The 12,154-nt window shown below is 69.0% G+C and carries 11 protein-coding genes and 4 pseudogenes; 10 read left to right on the top strand and 5 right to left on the bottom strand.

From position 1 onward, the window contains the following. Window positions 1–515 precede the first annotated feature (515 nt). The 8 genes and pseudogenes from SGLAU_RS35395 to SGLAU_RS36525 all read left to right on the top strand — a co-directional run. The gene (locus SGLAU_RS35395) at window positions 516–656 is read left to right on the top strand and encodes a hypothetical protein (protein ID WP_159072825.1); all 141 of its coding nucleotides are present in this window, start codon (window positions 516–518) and stop codon (window positions 654–656) included. 474 nt (window positions 657–1,130) lie between these two features. Continuing rightward, window positions 1,131–1,427 (top strand): annotated as a pseudogene (locus tag SGLAU_RS36850) (urease subunit gamma); the annotation flags it as partial. Between the two features lie 213 nt (window positions 1,428–1,640). Beyond that, window positions 1,641–1,985: an urease subunit beta gene (locus SGLAU_RS36855; protein ID WP_318536239.1), complete on the top strand. Its 345-nt coding sequence runs from the start codon at window positions 1,641–1,643 to the stop codon at window positions 1,983–1,985. Beyond that, on the top strand, window positions 1,982–4,024 hold the full coding sequence (locus SGLAU_RS31665; RefSeq protein WP_078957991.1) for an urease subunit alpha: 2,043 nt from the start codon (window positions 1,982–1,984) through the stop codon (window positions 4,022–4,024). The genes SGLAU_RS36855 and SGLAU_RS31665 overlap by 4 nt, the downstream gene beginning before the upstream one ends. Window positions 4,025–4,131: 107 nt before the next feature. After that, entirely contained in the window at window positions 4,132–4,806 is a 675-nt protein-coding gene (locus SGLAU_RS31670) for an urease accessory protein UreF (protein ID WP_043506002.1), read from the top strand. A gap of 28 nt (window positions 4,807–4,834) precedes the next feature. Then, window positions 4,835–5,530, top strand: coding sequence for an urease accessory protein UreG (gene ureG, locus SGLAU_RS31675; protein WP_043506003.1), 696 nt, complete (start codon window positions 4,835–4,837; stop codon window positions 5,528–5,530). Further along, entirely contained in the window at window positions 5,527–6,423 is an 897-nt protein-coding gene (locus SGLAU_RS31680; protein WP_078958096.1) for an urease accessory protein UreD, read from the top strand. Before ureG ends, SGLAU_RS31680 begins: the two co-directional genes overlap by 4 nt. Window positions 6,424–6,513: 90 nt before the next feature. Next, window positions 6,514–6,776: pseudogene (locus tag SGLAU_RS36525) on the top strand (isochorismatase family protein); the annotation flags it as partial. Between the two features lie 220 nt (window positions 6,777–6,996). Here the strand turns inward: SGLAU_RS36525 and SGLAU_RS31685 are convergent. Next, a complete protein-coding gene (locus tag SGLAU_RS31685) occupies window positions 6,997–7,350 on the bottom strand; it encodes a hypothetical protein (protein WP_412556255.1) in 354 nt (117 codons plus the stop codon). A 592-nt stretch (window positions 7,351–7,942) separates the two neighbouring features. Here SGLAU_RS31685 and SGLAU_RS31690 point away from each other — a divergent pair. After that, window positions 7,943–8,194: a hypothetical protein gene (locus tag SGLAU_RS31690; protein WP_159072826.1), complete on the top strand. Its 252-nt coding sequence runs from the start codon at window positions 7,943–7,945 to the stop codon at window positions 8,192–8,194. Window positions 8,195–8,687: 493 nt separating this feature from the next. Here the strand turns inward: SGLAU_RS31690 and SGLAU_RS31695 are convergent, their stop codons facing one another. Continuing rightward, window positions 8,688–9,062, bottom strand: a complete 375-nt coding sequence (locus tag SGLAU_RS31695; RefSeq protein ID WP_159072827.1) for a peptidase inhibitor family I36 protein — start codon at window positions 9,060–9,062, stop codon at window positions 8,688–8,690. Window positions 9,063–9,983: 921 nt separating this feature from the next. On the opposite strand from SGLAU_RS31695, the pseudogene SGLAU_RS37010 reads away from it, so the two are divergent. After that, window positions 9,984–10,145 (top strand): annotated as a pseudogene (locus SGLAU_RS37010) (hypothetical protein); the annotation flags it as partial. Window positions 10,146–10,345: 200 nt separating this feature from the next. On the opposite strand, the pseudogene SGLAU_RS34660 reads toward SGLAU_RS37010, so the two are convergent. From SGLAU_RS34660 to SGLAU_RS31705, 3 genes and pseudogenes are all read right to left on the bottom strand, one after another. Beyond that, window positions 10,346–10,473 (bottom strand): annotated as a pseudogene (locus tag SGLAU_RS34660) (IS5/IS1182 family transposase); the annotation flags it as partial. Window positions 10,474–10,504: 31 nt separating this feature from the next. Further along, window positions 10,505–10,906 carry a hypothetical protein gene (locus tag SGLAU_RS31700; protein WP_043506006.1) on the bottom strand — a complete coding sequence of 134 codons (402 nt, stop codon included), beginning with the start codon at window positions 10,904–10,906 and terminating at the stop codon, window positions 10,505–10,507. 704 nt (window positions 10,907–11,610) lie between these two features. Next, window positions 11,611–12,117, bottom strand: coding sequence for a MarR family winged helix-turn-helix transcriptional regulator (locus tag SGLAU_RS31705; RefSeq protein ID WP_043506008.1), 507 nt, complete (start codon window positions 12,115–12,117; stop codon window positions 11,611–11,613). Window positions 12,118–12,154 lie beyond the last annotated feature (37 nt).

Genomic DNA, 12,154 nt, shown 5'->3' on the forward strand with positions numbered 1-12,154 from the left:
CCGTCGCGAGGTGCGGCCGGCGTCGCCGTGATCGAGTGCGAGTGCCGAGTCACCGGCACTCGATCACGGCGCATGCGCCAGGCGGTCCGGCCGACCGGCTTCCCGCACCGCCTTCCTCGTTCTGCTTGCCGTTGATCACGCGACGGCTGAACTTGCGCCGCTGTTCCGGCGCCTTGCCAGGTCGACGCGAGGGGGTATTCATCGCACTACTTGCCCGGCGGCCGTACCGGGCTCGACGGGCATGCCGTGGCTCGGTTCTCCCGCATCTTGTCCTTGCTCGTCAGCGGGGTAAGGCACCTTGGTGCCGTGCTTGCCCGGCAGGGCACAGGCGCGGCCCGGAGACCTTGGGTTCATGGGGAGTCCGGAGCCCCCCGTCGTCCCACCAGGGATCCGCCCCGCTCTCGGGCCCGGCCAAATCCGCGCCGCTGTCCCCTGCGCCGGAAACGAGATGGGCGGCCAAAGCGCCGGTATGGCGACGTGGCGAGTTCCTCAGGCCGGCCGTCGTGCTGGTTTCCGTGGTGCGATCGCAGGACGTGTTCGGTGGCTCCTCCACCACTGGCCGGCGGTGCGCGCCGTACTGCCTCCTCGATTGCGCCGCCGGCCAGGCGACCGTGGACGGCGAGATACCCGGCGACGTGCCCGGCCTGGCCGCCTGATGTCCGTCCTGGCCGCCCGCCATGGCGACGAGGCCGTGCCGGCGCGACCGGTATGCAGCTGCCGGCTCTGCACCGCCGCCTTCACCGCTGGCCACCCCGAGCTGTACGCCCTCGTGCGGCGCCGGGAGATCGCTGCCCCGCACCTGAGCTGCGGGTATGCCGACAAGCCGATGCCCTCGAAGCGGAAGCGAGCCCGCATCGCTTCGCGTATCGGGGTGCTGGCCGATCTGCGTAGGCGTGGCCTGTCCCGCGTCGGCCGGCCGAAGCGGCCCAGAAGCGGGCGCGCGCCTGTACCAACTGGGCACTTGGAGTTCCGCAAGGGTTTTCACCGGATGGTGTGGTGTGATCCCGGTTCGGCTCTTTGCGTGACGAGGCTCCGTGATGCTCGAAGGGCGCCTGGTTGCCGTCACGGGAGAAGGCCCTCGGCAGACATGGCCACTGCACCTGCACGACCAACAGAGAGACGGGCCCATCGTGCATTTGACTCCGCATGAGCAGGAGCGCCTGCTGATTCATGTCGCGGCCGACGTCGCACAACGCCGCCGTGAACGCGGGGTGCGTCTGAACTATCCGGAAGTGATGGCCCTGCTGACCGTGCACGTCTTCGAGCAGGCACGGGAGGGCAGGACGGTCAGCGACATCATGGATTCGGGCCGGCACCTGCTCACTCGGGAGGAGGTGATGGACGGCGTCCCGGAAATGATCAAGGACGTGCAGGTGGAGGCCACGTTCCCGGACGGCACGAAGCTGGTCACCATCCACGACCCCCTCCCCGAGGCCGCGGCGGAACCCGAGGTGTACCCCGGCAAGGTAGAGCACCCCCAGCCGCCCCGCACGCCGGGCTCGCCCGCCGACTGCGACGACGACGGCAATCCGTCCGGCGACCGCGACCCCGACGAAGTCGCCCGCCGCTACGACCCGATCCGCTTCAACGAGCATCTCGACGGAGACCCGGAGGGTGTCAGCCTGCAGCAGGACGCCACGGTGCTGCCGGGGCCGGGCAGGACGCGGATCAGAGTGAAGAACGAGTCCGACCGGCCGGTGCAGGTGGGCTCCCACTATCACTTCGCCGAGGTCAACCCGGGCCTGAAGGTCATCAGCGTCGAGGTCCCGGCCGGCCAGGCAGTCCCCGAGGATCGCAGCCTGTGGGAGTGCGAGGCGGCCAGGGGCCGGCGGCTCAACATCGCTGCGGGCACGTCGGTGCGGTTCGAACCGGGCGACGAGTGCTGCGTGGAACTGGTGCAGATCCGCGGTGATGTCACGGCCGGCGGCGGCGGCACCGGCGACCTGAGCAAGATTCACGGACTGCGCGAAGGGATCGTTCCATGAGCACGTCGCAGGCGCACGGCCGCAGCCAGGAGTCCGAGGACGGGCGCCGGCCCAAGGCGAGCAACGAGCTGACGCGGGCGGAGTACACCGCCCTGTACGGTCCCACCACGCGTGACCGGGTCCGGCTCGCCGACACCGACCTCACGCTGCAGATCGAGGCCGACTGGAGCGGCGGCCCCTCCTACAGCGGCAACGAGATGATCTTCGGCGGCGGCAAGGTGATCCGCGAGTCGATGGGCATGTCGCACCTGGCCCGGGACGGCAGGAGCGTCACGGGCGAGGACACGGATCACAGGCCCGTGGACACCGTCATCACCGGCGCACTGGTCCTCGACTGGTGGGGTGTGGTCAAGGCCGACGTCGGCATCCGCGACGGACGCATCGCCGCCCTGGGCAAGGCCTACAACCCCGAGACCATGGACCCCATCCCGAGTGACCGTTTCGAGATGCCGGACCGCTCCACCCGCGGCAACTCGCTGCCGATCCCGGTGACGCCGACAAGCTTCGTGGTCGGGCCGAGCACCGAGGCGATCTCCGGCAACGGGAAGATCCTGACCGCCGGCGGCGTGGACACCCATGTCCACTTCATCTGCCCCGGCGAGATCCATGAGGCTCTGGCCGCGGGCGTGACCACCCTCATCGGCGGCGGCACGGGCCCGGCAGAGGGCAGCAAAGCCACCACCGTGACCCCAGGAGCCTGGCACATCCGCCGCGTCTTCGAGGCGCTGGACGAGTTCCCGGTGAACGTCGGTCTGCTCGGCAAGGGCAGCACCATGAACAAGCACGAACTGAACGCGCAGGTCGACGCCGGTGTCTGCGGCTTGAAGATCCACGAGGACTGGGGCGCCACGCCCGCGGTGATCGACCGGGCCCTCGACGTCTGCGAGGAGCGCGGCATCCAGCTCGCTCTGCATGCCGACTCCCTGAACGAGTCGGGCTTCCTGGAGAGCACCCGGGCAGCCTTCACCGGCGACGCCCGGAACGCGGACGGCGAGCTCACCGAGAACAAGGCCCGCGCCATCCACATCTTCCACGTCGAGGGGGCCGGCGGCGGTCACGCGCCGGACATGATCGAGCTGGTCAAGGACCCCAACGTCCTGCCGGCCTCGACCAACCCGACACGGCCCTTGACGGTCAACACCGTCAAGGAACACGTCGACATGATGATCGTGTGCCATCACCTCAACCCGGAGATCCCGGCGGACATGGCCTTCGCCGACTCCCGGATCCGCCCCTCCACCATGGCCGCGGAGGATCTCCTGCACGACATGGGCGCCATCTCGATGATGTCCTCCGACGCCCAGGCGATGGGCCGCATCGGCGAAATGATCATGCGTACGTGGCAGACCGCGCACGTCATGAAGGCCCGCTACGGCCCGCTGAAGGAAGACCTCGAGGCCGCCGGCGTCCGACCGGCCACCGACGACGAGGACCACTCGTTCACCGAGCGGCGCCAGCCGAACGACAACTTCCGCGCACGCCGCTACGTCGCCAAGTACACGATCAACCCCGCGATCACCCATGGCATCGACGGTCACGTCGGTGACGTGCAGACCGGCAAGCTCGCCGACCTGGTGCTGTGGGAGCCCAAGTTCTTCGGCGTCAAACCCCACATGCTCCTCAAAGCCGGCCAGCTCGCCTACGCCCAGGTCGGAGACGCGAACGCATCCATCCCGACACCGCAGCCCTACTTGCCCCGACCGGTGTGGGGTTCCACCGGCCGCTCCCCGGGACGCAACTCGGTCAACTTCGTCGCTCCCGGCGTGGCCGACACCCTGAACGGAGACGGCACCAGCAACAACCCCGGCCTCGGACTCGACAAGGACTTCGTGGACATCACCAGCACCCGGCACGTCACGAAGGCCCACATGAAACTGAACGACACCGTGCCCGACAGCCTCGAAGTCGACCACAACAGCTTCGAGGTCACCATCGGCGGCGCGACCACATCCGACGCCCGCACCGAGATCAACGGCGCGACCGTACCGCGCTCCTACGCCACCGAAGTACCCCTGGCCCAGAGGTACTTCCTCTTCTGACCAGCCACCCCGCCCGGCCGACCACCTCACGGCCGGGCCCGGCAGGTCCGGCCGGCGAACCGCACCCGGCACCACCCCACCCTCGTGAAAGGCAGCCGCTCCCCTCCATGAGCCGTGCAGCCCTGCTCCTGCTGGCCGACGGCCGTTTCCCCGCCGGAGGACACGCCCACTCCGGCGGCGTCGAAGCCGCCGTCGCCCACCACGCCGTACACGACACCGCGAGCCTGGAAGCCTTCTGCCGAGGCCGCCTGCACACCACCGGTCTGACCGCGGCCGGCCTGGCCGCCGCAGCCGCCGCCGGAATGGACCCCCTGCTGCTCGACCAGGCCGCCGACGCACGCACTCCCGCCCCCGCGCTGCGCGCCGTCGCCCGCCGCCTCGGCCGGCAGATGATGCGCGCAGCCCGGGCCACCTTCCCCTCCCAGGCGCTGGAAGCGCTCGCCGCCGCACGTCCCCAGGGCGCGCACCAGCCGATCGTGCTGGGTCTCGCCGCCCGAGCCGTCGGCCTCACCCCCGTGGATGCCGCCTACGCCGCCGCCTACGAGAGCACCGGCGGTCCGGCCACCGCGGCCGTGCGCCTGCTCGGCCTCGACCCGCTCGCCGCCACGGGAATCCTGGCCCGTCTCGGCTCCGCCGTAGACGCCGTCGCCACCGCCGCCGCCCAAGCCGCCGACCGCGCTCTGGCCGAGGGCATCGACGCCCTGCCGTCGGCGTCCGCGCCGCTGCTGGACATCACCGGTGAACAGCACGCCGCCTGGACCGTACGCCTCTTCGCCTCCTGACCCCCACCCACGCGCCCTGGAGCTCTCCGTGCACCTCGACCACCCCGTGACCATGCCGCAGCGCCACACCCACAGTGCCGAACCGCATCGTGCCGACGGCATCCGACGCGCCCTGCGCGTCGGCCTCGGCGGGCCCGTCGGCACCGGCAAAACCGCCAGCGTCGCCGCCCTGTGCCGCACCCTGCGCGATCGCTGGTCCATCGCCGTCGTCACCAACGACATCTACACCCGCGAAGACGCCGAATACCTGCTGCGCGAGGCGGTCCTGCCTCCCGAGCGGATCACCGCGGTGGAGACCGGCGCCTGCCCGCACACCGCGATCCGCGACGACATCTCCGCCAACCTCGAAGCCGTCGAACACCTGGAGGAGACCCTGCACCCCCTCGACCTCGTCCTCGTCGAGTCAGGCGGCGACAACCTCACGGCCACCTTCTCCAAAGGCCTCGTCGACGTGCAGATCTTCGTCATCGACGTCTCCAGCGGCGACGACATCCCCCGCAAGGGGGGCCCCGGCATCACCACCGCCGACCTCCTCGTCGTCAACAAGACCGACCTCGCCCCGCACGTGGGCGCCGACCTCGCCACCATGGCTGCCGACGCCGAACGGCAGCGCGGCGACCTCCCCGTCATCTTCACCAGCCTCACCACCGACGACGGCATCCACGAGGTCGCCGACTGGGTCACCACGCACCTCACCACGTGGCACGCCAAGGCGACCGCATGATCCCCACCGCCTCACTCACGGCACCCGGCCCGTCACCGGCGGCCGAGCACCCTGGCGCCGACAAGCGCCAGTTCTCCGACGAGTCCGCCGGGCACCCGTCCGGCGTGCGGGCCACCGCCCACATCCACGCCACCCACAACGGACACGTCACCACGCTTCCCCGACTGCACAGCGACGGGCCCTTCCACCTCCGCCGCATGCGTCCTGACGGCAGCACCGCCAGAGTGGGGATCATCGGTGCGATGAGCGGCCCCCTCGGCGGCGACCGGCTCACGATCGACGTCACCGCCGGAAACCGGGCCGCACTGGACGTCACCACGGCCGCCGCCACCCTCGCCCTGCGCGGTCCCACGACCCAACCGGCCACCTACGATGTACGGCTCACCGCCGGCGACCACGCCACCCTGCGCTGGTTGCCCCAGCCACTGATCAGCGCCGCCGGCAGCAACCTCCAGCAGACCTACACCATCGAACTCGCCCCCACCGCCCGGCTGCTGCTCCGAGAGGAGCAACTCCTGGGCCGCGCCAACGAACATGCGGGCCACCTCGTCAGCCGGCTCCTGGTCCACCGCGCCGGGAAAGTCCTGCTCGACCAGCAGACCGCGTACGGAGACCCAGAACCGGGCTGGGACGGCCCAGCCGTGCTGCACCGCCACCGTGCCGTCGGCCAGCTCTTGCTCGTCAACCCCGAAGCCCGCATGCCCCGCGGTACCACCCTTCTCGGCGAGGACTCTCGGAGCGGATGTGCCGTTCTCACACCGCTTGCCGACGGCCCCGCACTGCTGGCCACAGCCGTCGCACCGACCTCGTCCCGCTTGCGGGAGCTGCTCGACGAAGCCCTCACCCACGCCCTCCGCGAACAGCATGAGCCCGCCCCCGCCGGCAGGGAGTAGCACTCGCCGTACGACGGCCGCTACATCACCGGTCCGGAGCTGGACATCGACCACCTGGTCCCGCCGGCCGAGGCGTGGAACTCCGGCGCCTCCGCCTGGACGTGCGGCTTCAAAGGCGCCGCCGAGGACGGGACGGAGCTGGCGGGCATGGCTGCGGAAGCATGGCGCGACCATGGGGGACGTGGTCGGGATCGCCCCCGACCACTGCGTGAAGGCCACCGCCCTGGAGGCGACTGCGGTCGGCTTCACCATCCAGGTGCTTGCTGGACCTGACCGCTGGCGTCAACCACGCCACGCTCCAGCAGGCGTGCGAGGAACTCAGGCAAGCAGGGGTCAGGCTGTCGGCGCGCCCCAGTGGTCGCCCAAACGTGACACCCGGGCCCGGTATGGTCCGGCCCGACCGTGCGCAGCACACGCGCCGCACCCACCCCTGCCCCCACCTGACCGGCAGCGTTCTTCCCCTGACCACAAGGACGTCACCTCGGAATCCGAAGCCGCATGCCTTTGCGCTCCCCGTTCAGGACGGGGAGCGCAAGGCGGCCCGAAATCTGCAGCACGCGCAGCGGTGTCTGGTCAGGAGAAGACGACGGAGCGCAGGAGCAGGCGGTCGGATGCGCCGGTGCCGGGGGGCAGGGTGTAGTAGGTGTCGCCTTCGCAGTCGGCGTCGAGAAAGACGGTGGCGGTGGCGTCCGTGCGGTTCTGGGGTGCCCTCGAGGCCGCGCCGGGGGCGGAGCCCGGGGCGGGAAGGTTGGTGCACTCGCCGCTGGCGGGGTTGTTCAGGAAGCCGACGGCTTCGTACCCCTCGGCGGTGGTGTAGGTGTAGCGGAACTGCCCGGTGGCCGCGGAGGCCGAGCCGGGCATGGCCACCAGGAGGAGGAAGGCGCTGGAGGCGGCGCCGACGGCTGCCGTGATCGAGCTACGGGACACAATGCTCTCTTTCCGTTGGGATGCTTGTGTGGTCAGTGCCAGCGATGCCCCTGAGTGAGGCGGGATAGTCGCTTTGTCCCTCGGACGGGCAAGCGGTACTCCGTTCCTCTCAACCTGTTCACCTGTACCTGCCAAACAGGCCCGGGTCAGACGCTGTTTGCCTGCGGGGTTGAAGCGAACGCTGTCGATGGCTGGTGGAGCCGTTGGGTGCAGTGGTGCAGTGGTGCAGTGGTGCAGTGGTGCAGTGGGAGGGCCCGGCCCGGAATCGGCGGTCAGGCCACGGCCCGGTGGCGGAGGCCAGACGCGTCGTCCGCGCCAGCCTGCCTGCCGAGGTTGTGCCCCATGAGCAGCGCGTCGCTGCCCTCGTCGGACATCTCGTTCAGGCCAGCGGTCGACCCCAGGGATGCCTCGACACTTTCATCGGCGGCAGTGTGAACAAGTACCGATGCTGGAGGGGGCTCGGATGGTCGGTCGCACGGACGGATGCACAGAAATTGCGCTGATCCGGAGCAGCGCGTCGGATGGGAGTGGAGCATCCCCGTACTCTTATGGAGAGGTCATGCCTAGGATCCGTTCTGCCACCGTCGTGACCATGCTGGCTGCGGGCCTGCTGCTCGCCGCAGGCGGCACCGCAGCCGCTCAAGCCTTCGACATCGACAGCACTGACATCACCACGGACAAGCCCGCGATCGTCCAGGACGTCGCTGAGACCTCCACCGTGGAAGACATCCAAGTCGGCCTCGTGAACGTTCAGGATGTCGCCAACGCGAACCAGGTCAACGCTCTCAACCAGAACCAGATCAATCCTGTCAGCGCCGAGAATGCCAACGTCGGTTGGGATTAGGGCGGGTTCGAAGCTTCATTCGCCAACAACGTGCTCGACTGAGGACGTCCTGTCGATCGAATGTCGATCCCTGGCCAGAGGAGTCGGCAGCTGAGACCGAGTCGGTTCCGGAGCCGGAGTCGGCCAAGCAGCCCGTCGCGGCCGCCATGGTCGTCAAGCCGCGCCCCCCGACCTGTCCCGGGTCCGCGTCCACCAGCCTCTCCACGGCGCAAGGGCGGCGTGTCCAGGGTCCCCCGACCGAAGGCGGTCGCCGGGGGCGGCGGCGCGACACGACGTGCTGAACACTGTGGAACGGGACGCCGGCCACGCCCAGCGGTGCCGCCCCGACACCGCACACCGTAAAAGCCCCGACGGGGCCGCGGCAGACGATGCACTGCGCTGCACCCGTCGGGGCTTCGGTGACGACGCCCGGCGATCCCTACGCCGCCGTCGTCGCTGTGTGCGCCGGCCACGGCGCTTCCGGGATGGTGCTCCCAGGTGTGGGATCCGAGGGTTACCGCGTACCGGAGACGAACTTCAGCGAGGAGTACTTGTCGTCGTACCAGCCGCTTTCCTGGTTCTCGTCGTTCGTGAAGTCGAATGTCTCCCCCGGGAATACGGTCAGTGGCACGCCCCAGTAGTTGTAGTTGGGGTACAGCCGGACCGTATAGCTGGAGTTGTTGTACACGCTGCTTGTCCTGTCGTTCATGTTGTAGGTGCCGCCCAGGTTGGCCACGTCCTGGTTCGTCACCAGCACCTTCCAGTCCGGCGTGTCCCTGTTGAGGTGGAAGTGCTCGTACAGGCACACATACCCCGACGGGCAGATCTCCCTTCCGGAGCCCTGCCTGACGTAGGTCTCCGCCAGCGGTGCGGCAGAGGCAGGAGCCACCAAGCCGCCCGTCAGCGCGAGCAGGCCAGCCGCAGCCGTGAGAACAGCAGAACCGTTCACGTTCTTTTCCTTTCACGGGAGTGGAATCCCGCGCGCAACCCCAGAGAAAGGTTCTCTGCGCGCGAGGATTACTCTCCATATTCCCTGGCCCGTTCACAGGAAATCGGCATCCCGGTTATCGAAGGAAGCATGGGAGAGCGAACGAGAGGCGTGAATGTAAATCGTACAAATAACGGTGTTTCACCGCTGTGCCCCCGGATCCGCGGGTCGTACGCGGCCCTCAGTGTCCATAAGGCGCAACGCGCTCCTTCCTGCGCGCTGGCAATGCCGGGCCGGACCGAGGAGGCCGAGACCGAAGCGCGCTGCAGCTCACCGCCGGCCAAGACGAGAGCACCTTAGTTTGGGGACCGACAGTGTCGGCGGCGAGCCTGCTTGGAGGCACGCACAAGTCGTCTCGGTGGCAAGGGCTGTTACGGCTGGGCAAACGGCACGCTGCCCGGGGATTCATGCTGGCAGCAGTTGGCGATGGATCACTTGGGCATCAGCGCGCAGCATCTCCAGCGCGCCGCTGACCTACGGCGGAGTGCGCGCCGTCGAGGTCAAGGGCAGCAAGGGGGGCGCCGCCCCGCCGTGGCATCCGACAGGACCGCCGCCGTCCGGACGCGTCGACCCGGCAACGAGCCCGGTAACCCGCGCTTTGACACACCCTCGACGTAGGCGTGCGCTGGACAGCCCACGGCACATGCGTTCCGGGCGGCGCGCCTGAACCGTCGGCCACCGGCACCCACCATGCAGGGAAGAGGCGCTTCACCCCGAGCGAGAGCGCGAACGACGCAGGTCACCATCGCACCACCCCGCCCATCATGAAACCGCGAGGAAAGGGACGACAACACCAACACGCTCGGCGAGAAGTGGAAGTTCACGGCGTCCCAGGACGGCACCTACACGATCACCAACGCCCAGTCGGGCCGCGAGCTGGTCACCGCCGGCTCAGGCCTGGCTTACCAGAAGGTCGTCCTCTCCGGTCCCACCCACGCCACCGGTCAGAGGTGGCGCCTGCAGTCCTCGGACCTGTTCGGCAGCTTCAGCCTTCACCCGGCCGACGACCCGTCGGTGGCCGTCGCCCCGCTCAACAACACGAACCTGTTCCTGTACCTGTTGCCCTTCCAGCAGTACCTCACCCAGTACTTCAAGATCGTCGAGAGGAACTCCTGACCGGCCCTGGCGCACCGGCCCGGCGTCGGTGCGGCCAGGCATGGCAGTAGGGTTCAAGCGCCGGGGATGAAACGTTCGTAGACGGTTTTCCACGGCCCGTAGCGTGCACCGGCCGGTCCATTCGCGGCGAAACCGGCAACGGCTCGATCACTGCCCACGATGCATCAGTCAGCTCATGACGACGCACCACGAACAGACCAACGGCACTGCCCTTCTGCGGACACGATTTAGTACGGGAGCCCGCTGGCGAAGCGGACGAAGCCGGCGATTCGCGGGTTGAACGTGAGCTCGCACTGCCCGCCGAGCGCAGAGCGTACGCCCGCTGCCACATCAGCGTCCGGCTCGCCGAACACCTCGAACCGCTCCACCTGGCAGTGCTTCATCACATCTTGGATGTACGGGTCCGCCAGCTTCCAGTGACGGCGGACCGCTTCGGAGTCTTCGTAGACCTGGAAGCTGTGGGCGAGCATCCGCTCTTCGTCCACGAAGGTCTCCACCATCAGCTGCGGCCCGTGCTGCTCTGCGAACGCGACTGCCCTGGTGATGGCATCGCGAAAGCTTTCCAGGTGACCGTCGGTGATACGCATGGTGTTCCGGAACAGGAGAAGCGTCGATTCGTTGGTGGTCATGCCTCAACCCTCGTCCCTCAATCTAGGTTGAGGTCAAGTCCGAATCCCCGGCCACTCTGCCAGACCACTGTCGCGCTGACGGAGCGTGAGCGGGACATCGGTGCCACCCCCTATGAGACGCCTTCTCCGGGACTGTTCGGGGCTCAAGCAGGGGGCATAAGGGCTGACGCCCCGTTCTCCTGGCGCTTCGCCGCGCGCGGTGGCCGGCGGCGCGTCGTGCGGCCAGTCGGTTCGGCGCATTCGTCGTGGCCGCGTTGTTTCGACCAGTCCGGCGGCACGCAGCATCACGAAGTGGTGCCTCTTCGCGGCCCGGCCGACCGGCACGTCGGCTGGACTCCTGACGAGATCGGCACCCGTGCCGTGCCGGTCACCGAGCTGGGGTGGTTCGGCGTAGGCGGCCGGACCCCTGCGACCCGCAGCCCGGCGGCCCCCGGGCGCTGGGGCTGGCCCGGCAGCCCGCTCGTCCGCATCTGGGGACGCGGCGCCTCGGAGAGGCACGCGAGCGCCGTCTACTCGCTGCCGGACACCGGCTGGCCCACGGCCATGTCTGCGTGGACGATCCCTGGCAGGTGGGCTATCACCCGGCCGGGGGCGCGGGAACGCCTCATCCTTCTCTTCGCTGGGCTTGATCGTCCTCCCTTCCACGATGAACACGGTCTGGATGGTCGAAGCCGGTCACCTGTCCGGCCATGAACGCCTCTACCTCAGTGCGGCGGTCTGACATCGCGGCGATGGACCGCCGCGGTGCCGCCCAGTTCGTCGAGGAGATCGACGAGCACCGCCCGCGTCACGTCGAAGGCCGTGCCGCGCGTTCCGTGGGCAGTCGCCTCGCCGGACCGCTTCCGCAGACGTGCCTCCAGTCTCTCGCGTGCGTGCCGTGCGGCGGTGACGGCTTGCCTGCCCTTGCCGGTCAGGGCGACATGGCGGACCCGGGCGTCGCGAGGGCTCGGCAGGCGTTCGACGTAGCCCAGCCGCTCGAGCTCCGCGACCACCTTGGATGCCCCTTGTTGCGTCATGTCGAGCTTCGCCGCCAGGTCGCTCACGGTCGGTCGCCCGTCGACGAGGTGCTGGAAGACGTATCCGTGCGACATCCGCAGGTCGCCGAAGCCCTGGGACGCCAGGTCGGCCTGGACCGCGGTGCCGGCCGCGAGGCCGACGAACAGGGCGAGGCTGCCGATGTCGAGGGCAGAGGGTTCAACCGGTTCGCGCATGTTCTCAGCCTCCCTTTGACAACCTTGGTTGTGCAAC

Origin of the sequence: Streptomyces glaucescens (assembly GCF_000761215.1) — a bacterium.
Taxonomy (GTDB): Bacteria; Actinomycetota; Actinomycetes; order Streptomycetales; family Streptomycetaceae; genus Streptomyces; species Streptomyces glaucescens_B.

What these genes read in the sequence shown, in the direction of transcription:
- SGLAU_RS31690 (WP_159072826.1), top strand. Translation starts at nt 7,943, where the DNA reads ATGCTGGCTGCGGGCCTGCTGCTCGCCGCAGGCGGCACCGCAGCCGCT.
- SGLAU_RS31665 (WP_078957991.1), top strand. Translation starts at nt 1,982, where the DNA reads ATGAGCACGTCGCAGGCGCACGGCCGCAGCCAGGAGTCCGAGGACGGG.
- SGLAU_RS31705 (WP_043506008.1), bottom strand. Translation starts at nt 12,117, where the DNA reads ATGCGCGAACCGGTTGAACCCTCTGCCCTCGACATCGGCAGCCTCGCC.
- SGLAU_RS31680 (WP_078958096.1), top strand. Translation starts at nt 5,527, where the DNA reads ATGATCCCCACCGCCTCACTCACGGCACCCGGCCCGTCACCGGCGGCC.
- SGLAU_RS31670 (WP_043506002.1), top strand. Translation starts at nt 4,132, where the DNA reads ATGAGCCGTGCAGCCCTGCTCCTGCTGGCCGACGGCCGTTTCCCCGCC.
- SGLAU_RS31700 (WP_043506006.1), bottom strand. Translation starts at nt 10,906, where the DNA reads ATGACCACCAACGAATCGACGCTTCTCCTGTTCCGGAACACCATGCGT.